The following is a 19,403-nucleotide window of genomic DNA, read 5'->3' as shown; positions in this document are numbered from 1 at the left end:
ACGACCGATCCGGAGGCCACGGGACCGACGCGTGGGCGCCCGAGGACCCGACCAGTTGGTCGGCAGACGGGACGGCTCCGCCTCCGGGGAGCGTCGGGGGCGACGACGGCACGAGCGCCGCATCGACGGCGAGCAGCGAGAAGGTCGTGGGGACGGTCCCGGAGGACGCCGACGCCGGCGGGTCGACTGTCGCAGAGTCAGACAGCGAGGACACCGACGACCGGAACGGCGACGGAGAGGGCGGGGGCGGCGGACGACGGCGGGGAACCGTCGGAGCGTCTCGCGGTCGGTCCGGCCGGGGTAGTCACCGCGATGGGGAGCGAGGACGGCGCGGCGGGGTTCGTCGAGAGCGTGCCCGCCGTCGAGTCGGCCGAACTGGTCTCGGCCGGGCCGCTGTACAAGTACCGCGGGTCGATGGCCAACGGCCCCGACGACGTGTGGTTCTGGACGGTCGATCCGGCCTCGGTCGACGACGACGCGGTGACCGCGGCCTTCGAAGACCGGGTCGGCGAGTGGGCCGCTATCGACGACGCTCGCTACGTCGCCAGCGTGGCGGCGTACGACACCGAACCGCGGCCGTGGGTGGCGGTGTTGGCGGCGGAGTCCACCGTCGGGAGTATGGACCACTCGCTGTCCCGGCGGCAGTGTCGGGCGGTCGTCGACGGCGTCACGCGGGCGTTGCAGGCCGCCGCCGACGCGGGGGTGACACACTACACGCTCTCTCCGGACCACGTCCACGCGTCGAGGACGGCGAACCGGCGGCAGTCGTCTCCGACTGGGGGCTGGAGGCCGCCGTCGCCGAGGCCGCCGGCCGCGAGCGAGCGCCCACGCCGTACGACGCACCCGAGCAGGTGTACGGGGACGATTCGACGGAGGCGACGACGGTGTACCGACTCGGCGCAGTGTCCTACCACGCGCTGACCGCGGCGCGGCCGGCGGAAGCCTACCAGTTCGACCCGGACTACGACTTAGAGCGGACGATAATCGATCGGCAGTACACGCCGGTCACGCGCCACGACAGTTCGCTCCGGCCGGCCGTCGACGCCGTCCTCAAACAGGCGATGGAGCCGAATCCCGACGCGCGCTACGACAGCACGGACCTGTTCCGGAAGTCGCTCAACGGCTCGCTATGAGATTTGGTCGATAGTTCGACAGGTATTTATTTCCGCGATAAGCTGGCAAAGTTATGGACGAAAACGTCGACCGACGGACGCTGCTACGGGTGGGTGGCCCGGCGGCAGTCGCGCTGTTGGCTGGCTGTGCCTCCGAATCGGACGAGAGTGACGACGAGACGGACGACGAGGACGACACGCAGTCGTCGCCGGAAGTAACCGTCCCCGAGGGCGTCGAACCGACCGAGACCAAACCGGACGGACCCGAGGAGATAACGACGACGGAGATACGCGAACCGACGGTCGTGACGGTGGCCCCTCCCGACGACTCCGGTGAGGAGACGGCGACGCCTCCGGAGGACGACTCCGGCGGCGAGACGGACCAACCGATTGAAGCCTCCGGCGAGGTGACGCTCTGGCACGCCCGGACGAACGCGGGGGCGCAACTGTTCGAGCGCGCCACCCAGCAGTGGGCCGCCGAGTCCGATAGCGAGGTTCTGCTGAGCCAGGTTCCGGGGTCGACTTTTCAGGCGAAACTCCAGTCGGCGATCCCGAGCGGCGAGGGACCGATGCTCTTCGAGTGGTCTCACGACCGTGCCGGGACGTACGAGTCGAGTGGTTTCCTCTCCGATCAAGGCGACAGTCTCGACCTCGACGACGAGACGCTGTTCGAGATGGCCCTCGACGCCTCGGCGTACGACGGCAAACGCATCGGCGTCCCGTGGTCGGCCGAGACTGTCGCGCTGTACTACAACGAGGATATGGTCGACTCCCCGCCCGAGACGCTCGCGGAGATGCAGGCGATTATGGACGAGCACCACGACCCAACCAACGGGACGTACGGCCTCGGATTCCCGGTGAACCCCTACTACGTCAGCGGGTTCGCACAGGCCTACGGCGAGGAAGTGTACAACGGCGAGGAGGACACGCTCGGCATCGCCAGCGACGAGGTGATCAGAGGGCTCAGTGTCTTTATGAACGAGCTCGCGCCGTATATGCCGGACGACCCGGGCATCGGCACACAGCTGTCGGTCTTCCGAGAGGGCAACGCGCCGTTCTACATCAGTGGCCCGTGGGAGGTTCCCGGTCTGGGGAGCGAGGGCATCAACTTCGGCGTAACGACGCTTCCGACACTTCCCGACGGCGGCCAGCCCCGACCGTACGCCGGCGTCCGGCTGCTGTACTTCGCGGCCAAGATGGATCGGAGCGAGAACGCGGCCGCCGGCCGGACGTTCGCAGAGTGGTTCGCCACCGACGAGCGGACCCTGCTCAGCCACGCCAACCAGGGGCGGTACGTGCCGGTCCACACTGGCCTCGTCGGGAGCGGTCAGCTACCCGACACGGTAGCGGCGTTCGCCGAGCAACTCCGGGACGCCTACCCGATGCCCCAGAACCCGAAGATGGACCAAGTGTGGGGGCCCTTCGGGGATGCAGTCACACAGACCTACAACGGCGAGGGTGACTTAGAGAGCAACCTCGCGACCGCCGAGGAAGTGATTCGGGACGCTTGGGCGGACTACTGACGGTCGCCAGTCCGGCAGTGACCCGACGGGGACGGGATTTTTTACTGGCCGATGTCGTACGCACTGATATGCACGAGCGGATCGACCGCCGGACTGCACTTCGGACCGGCGCTGTCGCCGGCGTCGCGCTACTGGCCGGCTGTGACGAGGCCGTCACCAGCACCGGGGAGAGTCCCACGGCGGACGGGCCCGGCGGAACGACGGCGAGGACGGAGACGCCGGTTCCCTTCGAGCAGTCCTGTGGCGGGGTCGTCGAACCGACCGAGAGCGGCGAGAGCGCCGAACTATTACACAGTAACCCTTCGGATCCGTGGGAAGGGCCGGCGTCGACGTTCGAGGATATCTCGGGTCATTCGCTCATCGCAGAGGGGTACCCGCAAGCGGTAGCCCCACCGGCGATACTCCAGACACGGCTCCCCGACGGCGAAGGGCCGCACCTCCTCGCCTGGTCCCACGACCAAGCCGGGAGATACGACGACGCTGGCTTTCTGGCCGACCGAGTGTCTGGGATCAGGGTCGACCAGTGTCAGTACATCGAGTCGGCGTGGGAGGCAGCACACTACGACGGCCGCCTCGTGGGCCTGCCGTACGCGGGCGACACGGTGGCGCTGTACTACCACCGGGACGTCGTCGAGTCACCGCCCGAGACAGTCGACGAGATGGTGGTGACGATGGACGAGTACCACAACCCCGAGGAGGGCCAGTACGGACTGGCGTATCCGATAAACCCGTACTACGTCAGCGCGTTCGCCCAAGCCGGTGGGACGCCGATATACGACGGAGATGCCGACGAACTGGGGATCACCAGCGACGACGTACAGCGGGGGCTGGAACTCGTCTTCGACCGACTGCGTCCGTATATCCCGGACGACCCGAACCGGGACGCACAGCGGGACGTGTTCACCGACGGCGACGCCGCGTTTTTCGTCGGTGGGCCGGGGTCGCTGGCTGAACTGCGGGAGTCGGACGTGAACTACGGCGTCACGACGCTGCCGTCGCTACCGGGCGGTGACACCCCGCGGCCGTATATGGGTGTCAAATTGCTGTACTTTATGACGAAGATGGACAAAGCACCCGAGGAGGCCGTCGCCGCCCGGGAGTTCGCGGAGTGGTTCACCACGAACCGCGAGTGGTTGGTGACCAAAGCCGAAGCGGCCGGACACGGCCCGGTCCACGCGGAACTGGCGGGTGGCGACAGACTGTCGGCGGACCTGCGGGCGTTCGCCGAACAGCTCCGGGACGCTATCCGATGCCCCAGAACCCGAAGATGGACCAGGTGTGGGGACCGTTCGGCGACGCCGTCGTCGACACGTTCGACGGTGAGGGGAGTCTCGAAGAGAACCTCGCGGCCGCCGAGGAGGAGATTCGTGCCGCGTGGGCAGAGGCCTGAGCGAGTCCGTTCGTTACCCAATTTTTTACGTTTCGATTTCGTGCGTAGGTATATGGACGACCGTATCGACCGGCGGAGGCTCCTCCGCGTCGGAACCGTCGCCGGGGTGGGACTACTGGCAGGGTGTAGCGGGGACGGCAACGGGGACGGGTCGACGACGGGTAGCGGTGCCGGAGAGACGACGAGTCGTGGTGCCGCTACGACGACGACCGCAGCGGACACGGGATTGGTCCCGGCCGACTGCCCAGAGGGACCCGTGGAAGCGGACGAGGAGGCGGGGACGGCGAACTTCCTGCATCTACGGTACGAGGAGCACGAGGTGATCGAGGGCGCTATCGAACGGTTCGAGACGGCGACCGACCACTCGGTCGAGACGGAAGCGATCCCTATGCATCTCGCCCCGAAGTTGGAAGCGAGCAAGGGCGACGCGGACGGCGATACGCCACACGTCTTCGAATCGGTCCACGACTTAGACGAGCGGTTCTTCGACTCCGAAATCGTCATCGACCAGTCGGGGGCCGTGGACTATCCGACCTGCCAGTTGTTCGATACGGCCGTGGAGGCTGCGCAGTACCGAGACGCCGTCGTCGGCGTCCCCTTCGCTGGCGAGTCGGTCGCACTGCTGTACAACCGCGAGATGGTGGACTCGCCGCCGGAGACGCTCGAGGAGATGCGTGCGATAATGGCGGAACACCACGACCCCGACAACGGCCAGTACGGGCTCACGTACCCGATAACTACGTACTCCGTCTCCGGGTTCGCACAGGCGTACGGCGGAGAGATATACGACGGCGAGGCCGACGAACTCGGTATCACGAGCGACGCAGTACAGCGAGGGCTAGCGGTCGTCTTCGACGAACTGGCCCCGTATATGCCCGACGACCCCGACAGAAGGCCGCAGATCGAGGCGTTCGGGAGCGGGGACGCACCGCTGTTGATCGGTGGCCCGTGGGACGTCTGGGAGTCCTATTCGTGGATCAGCAGCGTCGGCGAGAGTATCGACGTCGGCGTGGCTCCGCTGCCGTCGCTCCCGGACGGCGGTGAACCGCGGCCGTACGCCGGGATCAAGCTCAAATGTTTCGGGCCCGGGATGGAGACCGACCCGGACGGTGCTGGGGCGGCCAGAGACTACGCCGAGTGGGTCGCAACCAACGAAGACATCCTGCTCGAAAACGCGAGAGAAGTACAGTTGATCCCGGTCCACCGTGGGCTCCTCGACAGCGGTCGGTTACCGGACCGGGTCGAAGGCTTCGCCGAGCAACTTCGGAGCGCGTACCCGATGCCCCAGAACCCCAAGATGGACGCTGTCTGGGGACCGCTCGGCGACGCCGTCTGGCAAACGTTCGACGGCGACGGTGACCTCGAAGCGAATCTCGCAACCGCCGAGTCAGAGATTCGTGCCGAGTGGGCCGAGGACTGACCGGGTGCGTCAGTAGTCTTTTTTGCTTGCGTTACATTCGTCCGCTGTGGGAAGCAAATATAGTCGACGGTCGCTGTTGCGGATGGGTGGGCCAGCGCTTGCTATCGGACTCGCCGGGTGTTCCTCGGAGTCCGACACGAGTGGGTCCACGGCATCAGGGATAGACGAAGGGACTGCCGCGACGACGCGTGTCACCACACCCGACGAACCCGAGTGTGACTACCAGGCCATCGACCCGGACGAGCCCTCCGGGACGGTCAAACTGGTACACGGTCGAGATACGTCAGATATAGAATTTATCGAGAGCACGAACAGCCGGTTCGAGAGCATAACGGACAACGAGGTGGAACTCAACTGGGTACCGGTTGGTTGCTATGCCGTGATCCGGAATTCGATGAGTGATGGGGACGGCCCGCATCTTATCGAGCGTAACCACGACGAGGTCGACCGCTACGATAGACTCGACTTCCTCTCCGACCAGGCCGGCAATATCGACCTCCCCGACTGTGTCCTGCCCGACAAAGCGCTCGAACTCTCCCGGTTCGACGAGGAACTCGTCGGAATGCCCTGGGCGGCCCAGACGGTCGCGCTATTCTACAACGGGGACATGGTCGAGGAACCGCCGGAGACGCTCGAAGAGATGACGTCGATTATGGAAGAGCACCACGAGGAGGACGGCGAGACGTTCGGCCTGGGGTATCCGATCAACCCCTACTACGTGAGCGGGTTCGCACAGGCCTACGGTGAGGAAGTATACGACGGGGAGGCGGACGAACTCGGCATCGACACGGACGCCGTCGAGAAAGGATTGCGTGTCATCATGGACGACCTCAAGCCGTACATGCCGGACGACCCCGGACCGGGCGCCCAGACATCGGTATTCGAGAACGGCAACGCGCCCTTCTTCATCAGCGGCCCGTGGGAGATACCCCATCTCGAAGAGGAAGGCGTCGAGTTCGGCGTGACCACGCTGCCGGACCTGCCCGACGGCGGGACGCCCCGTCCGTACGCGGGGTACAATACCCTGTTTTTCGGCACGCGGATGGACGACGACCCGGACGGTGCCGGAGCGGCCCGAAACTACGCCAGGTGGCTCGCGACCGACGAAGAAATCTTGCTCGAACACGCCAACCAGGAGAACTACGTTCCGATCCACACCGAGTTGCGGGCGAGCGGTCGACTACCCGAGACGATTCAGGGATTCGCCGACCAGTTGGAGACGGCCGACCCGATGCCCCGTCGTGAGAAGATGGATCACGTGTGGGGACCGTTCGGACACGCTATCGAACAGACGTTCAATGGCTACGGCGAACTCCGGGACAATCTCGATTCGGCCGCCGCGGAGATACGCGAGACGTGGGAAGACGCAGAACTGTCCAGTGCAGCAGATCCCGAACTGTCGGTGAACCGTCTAACGCTCGAATCGGCCGATAGCGGTTGTGGTGTTTTCTGACGCGTTTCGCCCAGCAGTTCGCGCTCGACTGACCGCCACGCCGAAACGAGCACAAGCGGTCGACCGAACAACAGTGCCAAGCGCGGCGACGGAAGCGAAAGTTTATACAAGCGACATTGCAATCAGTCGGATATGGGCCTGATGTCGTCGGTAGTACGATAGCGACGCGACGTGTTCTCATTGTCGCACCGGCGACCAGCGAACCTCGACACCAGCTATGAGTGAGATTCCAGACACCTACGACCCGGACGACCGCGAGGAGCATTGGCGCGAGCAGTGGCAGGACAGCGACGTCTACAGCTACGACGACGAGTCGGCCGACCCCGACACCGACTACGTGATCGACACGCCGCCACCGTACCCGACCGGGAACCTCCACATCGGGAACGCGCTGGGGTGGTGTTACATGGACTTCGCCGCCCGCTATCACCGTCTCGCGGGCGACGACGTGCTGTTCCCGCAGGGATGGGACTGCCACGGCCTTCCGACGGAAGTGAAAGTCGAGGAGAACAACGACATCCACCGGACGGACGTGCCCCGCGAGGAGTTCCGGGAGATGTGTGTCGAACACACCGAAGACAGATCGACGCGATGAAAGAGACGATGCGGACGCTGGGGTTCTCCCAGGACTGGAACCACGAGTTCAAGACGATGGACGCGGAGTACTGGGGGACGACCCAGCGCTCGTTCGTCGAGATGGCCGAGGAGGATCTGGTCTACCGGGACGAACACCCCGTCAACTGGTGTCCGCGGTGTGAGACGGCCATCGCCGACGCCGAAGTCGAGACCGAGGAGGGCGTCGACGGGACGCTGTACTATGTCACCTTCGAGGGGGCCGACGAGGACACCGACGATATCGAGATAGCGACGACCCGCCCCGAGTTGCTGGCGGCCTGTGTCTCGATGGCGGTCCACCCCGACGACGAGCGATACGCGGACCGCATCGGCGACACCTTCGAGGTCCCGCTGTTCGGGCAGGAAGTCGAACTCATCGCCGACGAGGAGGCCGACGCCGAGTTCGGGACCGGCGCGGTGATGATCTGTACCTTCGGGGACAAACAGGACGTGAACTGGTGGGCCGAGCACGACCTCGACTTGCGGGCGGTCATCACCGAGGACGGCCACCTAGACGAGACTGCCGGCGAGTACGCGGGCCTCACCATCGAGGCAGCAAAGGAGGCCATCGCCGAGGACTTAGACGAGGCGGGATACCTCAACGACACCGAACCGACGACCCAGAACGTCGGCCAGTGTTGGCGTTGCGATACGCCAATCGAGATTCTCAGCAAGGAACAGTGGTTCGTCGAGGTCGACCAGGACGCGATTCTGGAGAGTGCCCAAGAGGTCGAGTGGATCCCCGAGCACATGTACGACCGGTTGGAGGAGTGGGCCGAGGGGATGGAGTGGGACTGGGTCATCTCCCGCCAGCGCGTGTTCGCCACGCCCATCCCGGCGTGGTTCTGTGAGGACTGCGGCCACGTCCACGTCGCCAACGCCGCTGACCTCCCCATCGAACCGACCGACGAGGGGCCGGACACCGAGTGTCCGGAGTGTGGCGGGACGGCGTGGCGCGGCGAGACCGACGTGATGGACACGTGGATGGATTCCTCGATCACGCCGCTTTTCGTCCGGGACTGGCCCGACGAGCAGTTCCACCCGACGACGCTACGACCGCAGGGCCACGACATCATCCGGACGTGGGCGTTTTACACGCTGCTCCGGACGACGGCGCTGACCGACGAGATTCCGTGGGAGGAGGTCCTCATCAACGGGATGGTCTTCGGCGACGACGGCAACAAGATGTCCAAATCCCGCGGGAACTTCGTCCAACCGGAGGAGGTCGTCGAGGAGTACTCCGCCGACGCCTTCCGGCAGGCCATCGCGCTGGCCGGCAAGCGCGGCGAGGACGTCCAGTTCCAGTGGAAGGAGGTCACCTCGGCCTCGCGGTTCAACACCAAGCTCTGGAACATCACGAAGTTCGCGGCCGGCCACCTCGACGACGACCGCGAGCCGCTCGACAACCCCGCGTATCGGGACATCGACCGCTGGATCCTCTCCCGATGTGCCGAGACGGCCGAATCGGTCGCCGAGCACATGGACGACTACCGCTTCGACGCGGCGCTGCAGGAACTCCGGGAGTTCGTCTGGCACGATCTGGCTGACGACTACCTCGAACTCATCAAGGGTCGTCTCTACGAGGGGCGTCCGGGCGAGCGAGACGCCGCACGGCAGGGCCTGTTCCTGACGCTGTCGGCGTCGCTGAAGATGCTCGCGCCCTTCGCGCCGTTCATCACCGAGGAGGCCTACGACGCGCTTCCGAGCACGGAGGGGAGCGTCCACGGTGCCGCGTGGCCCGACATCGACCTCCACCCCGAGGAGGTCGAGGACATGGCCGCCGTGGAGGCCGCCGGCGACATCATCGTCGACGTGACCTCGACGGTCCGGGGCTGGAAGTCCGACCAAGGGATGGCCCTGAACACCGAACTCTCGAAGGTCGAAGTGTACCCCGAGGACGCCCCCGACCGGGCGATAGACACCTACGACCTCAGCGAGGCCGTCAACGGCCCGGTCCACGTCCGGGAGGGCGTGCCGTCGGTCGAACTCGTCCCGGTCGAGGTCGACCCCGACCACTCGGTCATCGGGCCGGAGTTCCGCGATCAGGCCGGCGCGGTCGTCGCGGCCTTAGAGGAGATGGACCCGGCGGACGTCCAGCGACAGATAGACATCGACGGCGAGGTCGAGGTCGACCTCGGCGAGGAAGTGGCGGTCGTCCCGGGCGACGCTATCGGGATTATCGAAGAACACCGCGCCGAGTCCGGCGAGGAAGTGGTAGTGCTGGAGTCCGAGACGGCGACGGTCCTGCTGTACCGGGACTAGGCGACCCGATCCAGCCACAACTGCGGGGTCTCTATCTCCTCGTCGGTCGGGAGGTTCTCCGGCGCGTCCCACACCCGACCGGCGGCGGCGACGCCGCGCTCGTCGGCGACGGCGTCGAAGAAGTCCTTGCCCCGTTCGTACTGTTTTCGCTTGCGGTCGATACCCAGCGCGCGGCGGAACAGCGTCTGGACCGGGCCGCGGCCCTGCCGGCGGGCCTCCAGTTCCGTCCGGAGGTCGGCGTACTCCTCGTCGAAGGCCCGGTCCATGATCAGTTCGGCGTAGCCCTCGACGGCCGTCATCGTCGTGTCTATCTCCGTCAGCAGATCACGGTCGAAGTTGCCCTCGGTGAGCGACTGGACTGCGGTCTCCATCTTCTCCTCGAGGTGAGTCGACAGCCACGGGGCGGCGCCGAACTCGGCGGCGTGGGCCACCTCGTGGAAGGCGATCCAGCGGCGAAAGCGGTCGCCGTCGGCGTCAAGCGTCCCGGCGACTTTCTCGATGTTCGGGTGGACGAAGTACAGCGCGTGGTCGTCGGCGATGTCGCCCTCGGCGAGGAGCAGCGGGTCGTACTGGCCGAGGACGTTCCGGGCGAGAAAGCCCAGTGCGACCGACATCGACCCGGTGTTGACAACGCGGGCGACGCCGGGGACGAGACCGACCGTCTCCTCAAGCGGTTCCATCACGCGCCCGAAGGTGTCGACGTTGTTGTCGATCCAGTGGTGACGGTTGAGAATCTCGACGCGGTCGGGGAGGTCGAAGTCGATGTCGGCGACCGTCCGGACGCGGTCTCTGGCGTCCCGGACGTCGGTAGCGTAGCCGTCCTCCTCGGCCGCCGAGAGGTCGAGCGACCCGGCGTCCGTCGAGGACTTGGCGGCGTCGGCGACGGCAGTCCAGTCTATCGGCCCGTCGCCGGAGGCCCCGGTGACGGCCCGCACACTTCGGTACAATCCCATACCCGCCGTAGGACGGGTGCGTAGAAAGGCCTTCGCCTAGTCGAGGTCTATCTCGGCCTCGGCGTCGACCTCTAAGTCCTCGGGCACGTCACCGGAGAGGAGTTTCTTCGCCGCGACGGCGAGGACGGCGAGCAACACGACGCCGACCAACGGGAGGACGGGGATGCCGCCGCCGGCGCTCTCGCTCTCGTCTGCGTCGTCGGCACTCTCGACCTCGTCAGCGTTCTCGGCGTCCTCGGGGTCGGCCGCGTTGCTGAACGGCGCGTTCGCCGTGATCGGGGACCCGTCGAGGTGGACTTCCAGGAGAGTGTACTTCGACATAGTAGCCTGTTGGAGCACTGATGGTTTAGTCCTTCCGTCCACGGGATTGATACCCACCGGTCCCGTGGGGCCGGCTATGGACGAGGACAGGCGGGAGTTTCTGGAGACGCTGCTGGAGACGGCCGGGCCGTCGGGCTTCGAGACGGCGACCCAGCGTGCGTGGATCGACTACGTCGAACCGTTCGCCGACGAGGTCCGCACCGACGACTACGGCAACGCCGTGGCCGTCCTCGACGGCGGCGACCCCGAGATAGCCTTCGCCGGTCACGCCGACGAGATAGGCTACACCGTCCGGACCATCACCGAGGACGGCCACCTCCGCCTCGGTCGGATCGGGGGCAGCGACCGGACCGTCTCCCGCGGCCAGCACGTCACCGTCCACGCGAGCGACGGGTCGGTCCCGGGCGTCGTCGGACAGACCGCCATCCACCTGCGTGACCCCGAGGACGAGAGCGTCGCCGAGATAGCCGAACAGCACGTCGACATCGGGGCCGAGGACCGCGAGGCGGCCGCGGCGATGGTCGACGTCGGCGACCCCATCACGGTCGTCCAGCGGGTTCGGGAGTTGGCCGACGGACGGCTTTCGGCCCGCGGGATGGACAACCGCGTGGGCATCTGGGCGGCGGCGGAGGGGCTCCGCCGCGCGGCCGAGGCCGGAGCGGACGCGACGGTGTACGCCGTCAGCACCGTCCAGGAGGAGGTGGGTCTGCAGGGGGCGAGGATGGTCGGCTACGACCTCGCGCCGGACGCCGTCGTCGCCGTCGACGTCACCCACGCGACGGACTCGCCGGACGTGCCGGGGAACGTGGCCAACGACATCGAACTCGGGGGCGGCCCGGTCGTCTCGCGGGGCGGATCGAACCACCCGCGGTTGGTCGAGGCTCTCCGGTCAGTCGGGGCCGAGACCGACTACCAACTGGAGGCGACCGGCCGCCGGACCGGGACCGACGCCGACGCCTTCTTCACCGCTCGGGGGGCCATCCCATCGGTGTATCTCGGCATCCCGAACCGGTATATGCACACGCCGGTCGAGATAGTCGACACCGGTGACTTGGACGCGACGGCGGACCTGCTCGGGCGTCTCGGGGCGGCGGCAAGTGACCTCGCGCCGTTCGGTGTCGACCTGTAGCCACCCCGAGCCGGTACCCTTATACGGGTGAGCCGTGCCGTTTCGGGTATGAGTGGCCGACCGCTCGACGTACTCGAAGCATCGCTCGAAGAGGAAGTCACCGTCCAGCTGAAAGGCGGCGAGATGTACAGTGGCACCCTCACAGGCTACGACCAGCACATGAATCTCGTCATCGAGGACGGCGAAGACACAACGATTATACGCGGCGATAACGTGGTTTCGATTAGTCCATGACTGGCAAAGGAACCCCGAGTCAGGGTAAGAAGAACAAGACTACACACGTGAAGTGTCGCCGCTGCGGCGAGAAGTCCTACCACGTCAAGAAAGGGACCTGTGCGTCCTGTGGCTTCGGCAAGTCGGCGAAACGGCGCGAGTACGCCTGGCAGGAAAAATCCGGCGAATAATGCACGAGAAGTGCGGCGTCGTTGGTATCTCTTTGCAGGATCGTGACGCCGCCCGCCCCCTCTACTACTCGCTGTACGCCCTCCAGCACCGCGGTCAGGAGTCCGCCGGCATCGTCACCCACGACGGCTTCCAGCAACACAGCCACGTCGAGATGGGTCTCGTCGGCGACGCCTTTGACCCCGGTGACCTCGAACAACTGAACGGCCCGAACGGTATCGGCCACGTCCGGTACCCGACGGCTGGCAGCGTCAACGCCTGCTGTGCGCAACCGTTCTCCGTCTCCTTCAAGTCCGGCAGCCTCGGCCTGAGTCACAACGGCAACCTCGTCAACACCGAGGACGTGCGCGCGGAACTGGCGAACCTCGGGCACGCGTTCACCTCCGACGGCGACACCGAGGTCATCGCTCACGACCTCGCGCGGAACCTCTTAGAGGAGGACCTCGTCCGGGCGGTCAAGCGGACGATGTCCCGCATCCACGGCTCGTACGCCCTGACGATCATGCACGACGACACCGTGCTCGGCGTCCGGGACCCGAAGGGCAACCGCCCGCTGTGTATCGGCGAACTCGAAGACGGCTACGTGCTGGCTTCGGAGTCGGCCGCCATGACACGCTGGACGGCGACCTGATCCGGGACGTAAAGCCCGGCGAACTCGTCGTCCTCCACGACGACGGGACCGGCTACGACACCTACCAACTCGTCGAGGAGGAGTCGACGGCACACTGCTTTTTCGAACACGTCTACTTCGCTCGCCCGGACTCGACTATCGACGACAACCTCGTCTACGACGTCCGTCGTGACCTCGGCCGAAAGCTCTATCAGGAGTCCGGCATCGACACCGACGTCGTCCTGCCGGTGCCCGACTCCGGCCGCGCGTTCGCCTCGGGGTACGCCGAGGCCGCCCAAGAGACCGGCGCGGACGTCGAGTTCGCGGAGGGCTTGATGAAGAATCGCTACGTCGGCCGGACGTTCATTATGCCGACACAGGACGAACGGGAACGGGCCGTCCGTCTGAAGCTCAACCCGATCAAAAACACCATCGAGGGGCGGTCGGTCACCCTCATCGACGACTCCATCGTCCGCGGGACCACCTCGACGCAACTCGTCGAGTTGATGCGTGACGCCGGAGCCGAGGAGGTCCACATCCGCATCGGTGCGCCGCCTATCGTCGCGCCCTGTTACATGGGCATCGACATGGCCTCCCGCGAGGAGTTGATCGCCGGCGACCAGTCCGTCGAGGAGATACGCGAGGACATCGGCGCGGACAGCCTCTCGTACCTCTCTATCGACGCTATCGCCGAGAGTCTCGACAACGACCGCAGCGACCTCTGTCTGGGCTGTGTCACCGGGAAGTACCCCTACGACATCGAAGGCGAGGAGGGCGACCGCGAAGTCGACCGCCCCTCGATAGACGCCCCGGCAGACGACTAGAACTTGAAGTTCGGCGTCTCCTCGGGGTCGAACCCCGCGGTGTTCCACTCGGGGTGGCCGCCGGCCAACCGTCGCGCGGCGTAGAAGACTGCAATACCGTTCAGCAGTTGCTTGCGGACGATTCCCAGTCCCCAGTTACCTTGGACGTGGCCCCTGAGCGTGACGTGGGCGACCCAGTAGACGGCGACGAGGAGCGCGAACACCAGCGCCCACAGCAGCGACGAGACCGGAATCGGGAGAGTGAGGATAGCCAACGCCCCCGCCGCGACAGCCCCGACGCTGAGGGCGTCGGCGACGACGTGGGAGGGGTGGAAGGTCAGATACCACGGGCCGAACTTACTGAGGAATGTCAGCGACGTGGGTTTGCGCTTTGCCTTCGAGAGCGTGACGTACGACTCGGGTTCGCGCTGCCACGAATAGCCCAGTTCCGTCCGGGCGTACGAGCGGACGCCCTGTCCCGCCAGCCTGATCCGCATATCCCAGTCTTCCCCGCGGAGGAAGTTAGCGTCCCAGCCGTCGATGGACTCCAAGACGCCGGCCTTTGCCGAGAAGTTCCGGCCGACGTAGTAGGGTCGGTCGTCCGGGTCGACCTCCCGGTCGGTCGGGTCGTGCCACTTGTTGTCCCCGTTGACGATGCCGATGTCGGGATGGTCGTCGTGGGTCTCGACGTGGAGGGAGAGCCAGTCCGCGTCGACGGTTATCTCGGTCTGGAGGGTGACGAAGATGTCGTACTCCCCCTCGATGGTCGAGAGGATGGTGTCGTAGGCGTCGGCGACGCCGGTGCCGGACTGCTCGACGATGTCGACGGGGAACGGGACAGTCTCGCTCCACTCGGCGATCAACTCGGGCGTCCGGTCGTCGCTTTTGTCACAGAAGACGACGCGGTCGGGCGGGTGAGTCTGGGACTCCAGGATGTCGAACGTCGAGGCGATGTCCTCGGCGTTGTTGTACGTCGGAATCCCGACGACAACGGTCGGCGAATCGCTCATTGCCCGACCCTCCGCCGGGCGGGGAGTTGAGTCTACTGGTTGGCCGTCACCGCGTCCAGCGCGTCGGCGATACGGCCGGCGCTGGCCTCCCGGGTGTACCGGTCGAACAGTTCGGGGTCGGGGTCGTACTCGAACGCGCCGGAACGCAGTGCTTCGATGGCGTCGGCGATAGCCTCGGGGTCGTCGGGCGGTGCGACGACGCCGAGCCCGTTGTCCTCGACGAAGGACGCGACCCGGAAGTCGGGGTCGACCAACGCGAGGATGGGCGTCCGCGCGCCGAGGTAGTCGAACAGCTTCGAGGGGACGTTGCGGGCGTTGTCGGGGTCGTCGCCGCCGACGTACAGCAGCGCGTCCGAACCTTTCAGCACGGGGATAATCTCCTCGTGAGGGACGAACTCGTGAGTGTCCACAAGGCCCTCGACGCCCGCCGCCGTGGCCGCCCGGCCGTAGTCGTCGTCCCAGTCGCCGTAGAACTGTGCCGTCAGGTCGCGGTCGCCGGTCCGGTCGGCGTAGCTCCCGAGGCCTGAGAGGAAGCCGTAGGGTTCGATCCAGCCCTCGTAGAACGACCCCGCGTAAGTGATGCTGAACCGGTCGTAAGCGGCCGGTTCGGCGGCGTCGAACGCCGACTTCCGATAGCCCATAAACGGGAGTTTGACGATGCGGTCCGGGTCCGCGCCGGGGTAGGTCCGTTCGAAGTAGTCGTCGGCCATCTGGATGCCGTCGTACCACAGCAGGCGGTCGGCGCGCGTCACCGCCAGTCGCTCGACGGCGGCCGCGGGATACCACCGCGGACTGCCGGCTTCGAGGTCCGGGCGGGGGAGGATGGGGTCGCGGAACTCCGCTATCCACGGCACGCCGAGGTACTGCGAGAGGAGGTACCCACCCAGATGCAGGTGGAAGGGGTTGTTTATCGAGAGGACGGCGTCGGCGTCGACGGTCCGGCCGACGCCAGCGCAGCGCCACAGCGCGAACGGGAAGCCCGCGAAGTAGGGTTCGGGCATATGCGCGACGGCCACGTCCCAGCCGTGGGCCGAGAGGAGTTCCCGCCGCGTCGCCACCTTCTCGGCGCGGCCGCCGGAGTCCTCAGGCCGTCGGTTCGTGACCAGCAACACCGTGCGGTCCATCACTCACGGCAACAGCGGCCCCGGAGTTAAACGGTTCGGGAAAGCAAGGCTGATAGCCCCGCCTGCCGAACCGCCTCTCAGTGACAGTACGATACGCGCTGAGGGAGATACGGACCCACTGGCGGGACCGCCAGTGGTGGCGCAAGCGGTTTCTCAGCCGCGTCGTCGCACCGTACTACACGCGCTTTGGCGGGCCCGAGGGCGACCCCCTCGCCTCGCTGGAGTGGGACACCGTCCTGTTGCTCGACGCCTGCCGGTACGACCTCTTCGAGACGGTGTACGAGGACCGGGGCCTCCCGGGGGAACTAGGCGAGCGAACCTCTATGCAGTCGGGCACGCCGGGCTACCTCGCGGAGAACTTCGCCGGCGACAGCTTCCACGACACCGTCTACGTCACCGCCAACCCCTACGTCGAGACGGAACTCCCCGAGGACACCTTCCACGCCGTCGACCACGTCTGGCGCGACGCGTGGGACGACGACGCCGGAACCGTCCGGCCCGAAGCCGTCGCCGACCGGGCGCTCGACGCCGCCGACCGCTACCCCGACAAGCGGTTGATCGTCCACTTCAACCAGCCACACACGCCGTTCATCGGCGAGGAACAGGTCGCGGGCCGCGGGATGGACGCCATCCGGCAGACGGCGATGGACGAGTCCGGCCCGGACCCCCGCGACCGGCTACAGACCCCCTTCGAGCGCCTCGGGTCCGGCGACCTCTCCTACGCCGAGGTGTGGCGGGCCTACCTGAGCAACCTCGAAGTGGCGTGGGACAGCGTCGAACGCCTGCTGACGGAACTGGACGGGCTGACTGCGGTGACCGCCGACCACGGCAACGCGATGGGCGAGTACGCCAGCCCCTTCCCCATCAAGGTGTACGGCCACCCGCTGGGTATCCTGATCCCGGCGCTGACGAGAGTGCCGTGGCACACGTTCCAGAACGGCGAACGCCGCGACGTGACGGCCGACCCGCCCGAACGGACCGACCGCGAGGTGGACGCCGACACCGAACAGCGCCTCCGGAGCCTCGCTACGCCGAGTGAGGCGTGTGTCCTAGCGCGCTTCGGACACACCATCCACCACGCCTTGCCGGGACTCACGTGCGAGAGACGGGGTGCGAATCCACGAAGCGTTCCCTCCGAGTACGACCGACGGGACCCTGAGACGAGAGAGCGCGGGTCAGGACAGCGGCGTCTTTCTCGTGTCCGATACACCTAGATGGAATATTAATAACTGATGTTTATACTACCGAAAGCTTAACGCTCGTGGATTGTTCTTCGGAGTTGCAATACAAGTCACCAACAATGAGTGAATATAGCGACCTAAGTAAAGAACTGGGTGAAGAGGGTAGTATGCTCCCCAACCGACGGGAGTTTCTCAAGATGACTGGTGCGGCCGGAAGCGCGGCTATGATCGGGAATCCCGCCAGCGCAGACGTGGACGGTTCGATGGTTCCGGACCACCAAGACAAGCCGGAGGTCCGAATCGTCGGAACGGGTGGAACGATAGCGAGTACGCAGGAGGCCGCCGACGATGGGGGGTACTCACTCTCCGAACAGGCCGAAGCGATTGTCGAATCGGTACCGATCTTAGACGAGTTCGCGGACATCTCGTTTTCTCAGCCCGTACAAAAACCGAGTCCGTTTCTGACGGCCGAGGACTTCGTATCGGTCTCGAAGGACATTATGCGTGCGGCCGAGGACGGTGTCGACGGGATAATCGTCACCCACGGAACCGATGCGATAGAGGAAGACGCGTTCTTCCAAGACGTCGTACTGGACCTCGATATCCCGGTCTGTTTCGTCGGGGCGATGCGTGCGGCGGACGCGATTAGTGCAGACGGACCAGCAAACCTTCTCAGTGCCGTCCGTGTCTGCACTCGTGAAGAGTTCCACCTGGATAGCGAACCGAGCGGAGTGTACGTCGTGATGAACGAGACCATCCTCGCCGCACGCGATGCGAGGAAGACGCACACGTCGCGGGTCGATACCTTCAAATCCGAGTTCGCGGGCCCCATCGGTGTGCTCGACGACGGGGAGATCGTACTGTACCGGGAACCGGGGAGCTACACCGCGAATCTCCCCTACCACAATCTCGATGCCGTATCGGACCAGAACGTCCCTATCGCGGGCACTGGTGCGGGACACGATGCGTACATTCTCGAACAGGCGATGGACGGCGAATACGAGGTGGATGGAATCGTCGTAGAGACGACCGGAAACGGGGGGACCCAACCCGATATCTACAGCGCAACGTCCGAAGCGGCGGAGATGGGTATTCCGGTCGGAACGAGTACCCGAGTCTACTGGGGGGCAATGGGCGCTGGTCCGTATTCCGACGACGAACCGGGAACGCCCGTGAGTACGGAGGACATCCCCGCCTGGAACGCGCGACTGCTTATGATGGTCGCACTGACGGCCACCGACGGTCATCCGGCAATCGACAGCGATCTGGAGATGTTCCGTAAAGCAGTGATCGAGAGTAAGTACGGAAACGAAGGGGTCACCTACTCCTCCCTGTAGTTGCTCCCCGCTACCGCGTAGTATCTCCAACCCAGTATTATCGAGAAAGAGGGCGAGTCACCGCTGGCTCCGCGTTCGCTCTCGGTACCCTGTACCGGCCCCGAGTTAGTCCAGTGGTTCGCCAGCGACGTGTATCGCATCGAATTCGAGGTGCTAGGTTATACTATTCGCGGACGCGCGGCGGATACTTCGTCAGCCCGTAACAGTAGCCCGCGCCGACGACGGCGGTCAACAGACCGAGCATCAGCAGTTGGCTCGCCTTCTCGCGGGAGGGGGCCGCGAGCAGTCCCCGCAGGCGTTCGGGCAGGAACTCGCCGAGCAGCGACCCCAAGAAGTCCGACTCCTCGCCGGTGGAGGCGTCGACCAGCACTTCCATCCCGCGTTTCGAGTAGCCCTGCCAGAAGGCGCGGTCGAGCAGCCATCTCGGGTCGGTCCGGTAGTCGAACACCTTGTGGGCGACGGTCGCCTCGGGGTCGTAGTAGACGCCGCTGTCGTACTCGCTGTGCAGGCGGGCACACAGTTCCGTCTCGCCGCCCTGGAGGTTCGCGTCGCCCTGCCGGCCGCCGATGTCGGTGTCGAAGCCGCCGAGTTCCAGAAACGTCTCCCGGCGGAAGGAGATGTTCGACCCGAAGGTGTTGCGAACCTCGCCGGCCACGTCGCAGTCGCCACCGGGGCCGAACCCGCGGTGGGTGACCCCCACGAGCCAGTAGAACTCCGCGGGGAGGAACGCCGGCCGGCCGGCGACCCACTCGGGCGTC

General features: G+C 65.8%; 15 protein-coding genes and 3 pseudogenes. 12 read left to right on the top strand and 6 right to left on the bottom strand.

The features are described 5' to 3' along the window. Positions 1 to 214, bottom strand: a 214-nt coding sequence (locus GJ629_RS16945; protein ID WP_231754530.1) for a hypothetical protein, incomplete at its 3' end; no start/stop codon positions are given. A gap of 98 nt (positions 215 to 312) precedes the next feature. Here GJ629_RS16945 and GJ629_RS07030 point away from each other — a divergent pair. The 6 genes and pseudogenes from GJ629_RS07030 to GJ629_RS07005 all read left to right on the top strand — a co-directional run bounded on the left by GJ629_RS07030 (position 313) and on the right by GJ629_RS07005 (position 9,775). Beyond that, positions 313 to 921 (top strand): hypothetical protein, encoded by a 609-nt coding sequence (locus GJ629_RS07030; protein WP_157512359.1) that lies wholly within the window; start codon positions 313 to 315, stop codon positions 919 to 921. Continuing rightward, the gene (locus GJ629_RS07025; protein ID WP_197428478.1) at positions 885 to 1,133 is read left to right on the top strand and encodes a hypothetical protein; all 249 of its coding nucleotides are present in this window, start codon (positions 885 to 887) and stop codon (positions 1,131 to 1,133) included. Before GJ629_RS07030 ends, GJ629_RS07025 begins: the two co-directional genes overlap by 37 nt. A 53-nt stretch (positions 1,134 to 1,186) precedes the next feature. Continuing rightward, on the top strand, positions 1,187 to 2,635 hold the full coding sequence (locus GJ629_RS07020) for an extracellular solute-binding protein (RefSeq protein WP_157512357.1): 1,449 nt from the start codon (positions 1,187 to 1,189) through the stop codon (positions 2,633 to 2,635). 68 nt (positions 2,636 to 2,703) lie between these two features. Beyond that, positions 2,704 to 5,445 carry an extracellular solute-binding protein gene (locus tag GJ629_RS07015; protein ID WP_157512356.1) on the top strand — a complete coding sequence of 914 codons (2,742 nt, stop codon included), beginning with the start codon at positions 2,704 to 2,706 and terminating at the stop codon, positions 5,443 to 5,445. An 82-nt stretch (positions 5,446 to 5,527) separates the two neighbouring features. Further along, positions 5,528 to 6,898: an extracellular solute-binding protein gene (locus GJ629_RS07010; protein ID WP_231754531.1), complete on the top strand. Its 1,371-nt coding sequence runs from the start codon at positions 5,528 to 5,530 to the stop codon at positions 6,896 to 6,898. Positions 6,899 to 7,115: 217 nt separating this feature from the next. Further along, a pseudogene (locus GJ629_RS07005) lies at positions 7,116 to 9,775 on the top strand (valine--tRNA ligase). On the opposite strand, the gene GJ629_RS07000 reads toward GJ629_RS07005, so the two are convergent. Both GJ629_RS07000 and GJ629_RS06995 read right to left on the bottom strand, forming a co-directional pair. Next, a complete protein-coding gene (locus GJ629_RS07000; protein ID WP_157512354.1) occupies positions 9,772 to 10,728 on the bottom strand; it encodes a zinc-dependent metalloprotease in 957 nt (318 codons plus the stop codon). The pseudogene GJ629_RS07005 and the gene GJ629_RS07000 sit on opposite strands and share 4 nt — an antisense overlap. A 36-nt stretch (positions 10,729 to 10,764) precedes the next feature. Further along, positions 10,765 to 11,049 (bottom strand): hypothetical protein, encoded by a 285-nt coding sequence (locus GJ629_RS06995; protein WP_157512353.1) that lies wholly within the window; start codon positions 11,047 to 11,049, stop codon positions 10,765 to 10,767. Between the two features lie 76 nt (positions 11,050 to 11,125). On the opposite strand from GJ629_RS06995, the gene GJ629_RS06990 reads away from it, so the two are divergent. From GJ629_RS06990 to purF, 4 genes and pseudogenes are all read left to right on the top strand, one after another. Further along, entirely contained in the window at positions 11,126 to 12,178 is a 1,053-nt protein-coding gene (locus GJ629_RS06990; protein ID WP_157512352.1) for a M20/M25/M40 family metallo-hydrolase, read from the top strand. Positions 12,179 to 12,226: 48 nt separating this feature from the next. Further along, positions 12,227 to 12,412: an LSM domain-containing protein gene (locus GJ629_RS06985; RefSeq protein WP_157512351.1), complete on the top strand. Its 186-nt coding sequence runs from the start codon at positions 12,227 to 12,229 to the stop codon at positions 12,410 to 12,412. After that, positions 12,409 to 12,582 (top strand): 50S ribosomal protein L37e, encoded by a 174-nt coding sequence (locus GJ629_RS06980; RefSeq protein ID WP_157512350.1) that lies wholly within the window; start codon positions 12,409 to 12,411, stop codon positions 12,580 to 12,582. Before GJ629_RS06985 ends, GJ629_RS06980 begins: the two co-directional genes overlap by 4 nt. Beyond that, a pseudogene (gene purF, locus GJ629_RS06975) lies at positions 12,582 to 14,014 on the top strand (amidophosphoribosyltransferase). Before GJ629_RS06980 ends, purF begins: the two are co-directional and overlap by 1 nt. Here the strand turns inward: purF and GJ629_RS06970 are convergent. Beyond that, on the bottom strand, positions 14,011 to 15,003 hold the full coding sequence (locus GJ629_RS06970) for a glycosyltransferase family 2 protein (protein ID WP_157512349.1): 993 nt from the start codon (positions 15,001 to 15,003) through the stop codon (positions 14,011 to 14,013). The pseudogene purF and the gene GJ629_RS06970 overlap by 4 nt on opposite strands. Positions 15,004 to 15,035: 32 nt before the next feature. After that, the gene (locus tag GJ629_RS06965) at positions 15,036 to 16,127 is read right to left on the bottom strand and encodes a hypothetical protein (RefSeq protein ID WP_157512348.1); all 1,092 of its coding nucleotides are present in this window, start codon (positions 16,125 to 16,127) and stop codon (positions 15,036 to 15,038) included. 80 nt (positions 16,128 to 16,207) lie between these two features. Here GJ629_RS06965 and GJ629_RS06960 point away from each other — a divergent pair, with 80 nt between their 5' ends. Both GJ629_RS06960 and GJ629_RS06955 read left to right on the top strand, forming a co-directional pair. After that, entirely contained in the window at positions 16,208 to 17,341 is a 1,134-nt protein-coding gene (locus GJ629_RS06960) for a hypothetical protein (protein WP_157512347.1), read from the top strand. An 86-nt stretch (positions 17,342 to 17,427) separates the two neighbouring features. Beyond that, positions 17,428 to 18,645 carry an asparaginase domain-containing protein gene (locus tag GJ629_RS06955; RefSeq protein ID WP_231754529.1) on the top strand — a complete coding sequence of 406 codons (1,218 nt, stop codon included), beginning with the start codon at positions 17,428 to 17,430 and terminating at the stop codon, positions 18,643 to 18,645. A gap of 163 nt (positions 18,646 to 18,808) precedes the next feature. Here GJ629_RS06955 and GJ629_RS06950 read toward each other — a convergent pair. Beyond that, positions 18,809 to 19,403, bottom strand: a pseudogene (locus GJ629_RS06950) (glycosyltransferase family 2 protein); the annotation flags it as partial.

This window comes from Halapricum sp. CBA1109, from assembly GCF_009741825.1.
In the GTDB taxonomy this organism is placed as follows: domain Archaea; phylum Halobacteriota; class Halobacteria; order Halobacteriales; family Haloarculaceae; genus Halapricum.
The sequence above is the reverse complement of the archived record's forward strand: the minus strand, read 5'-3'. Positions and strand labels throughout refer to the sequence as shown.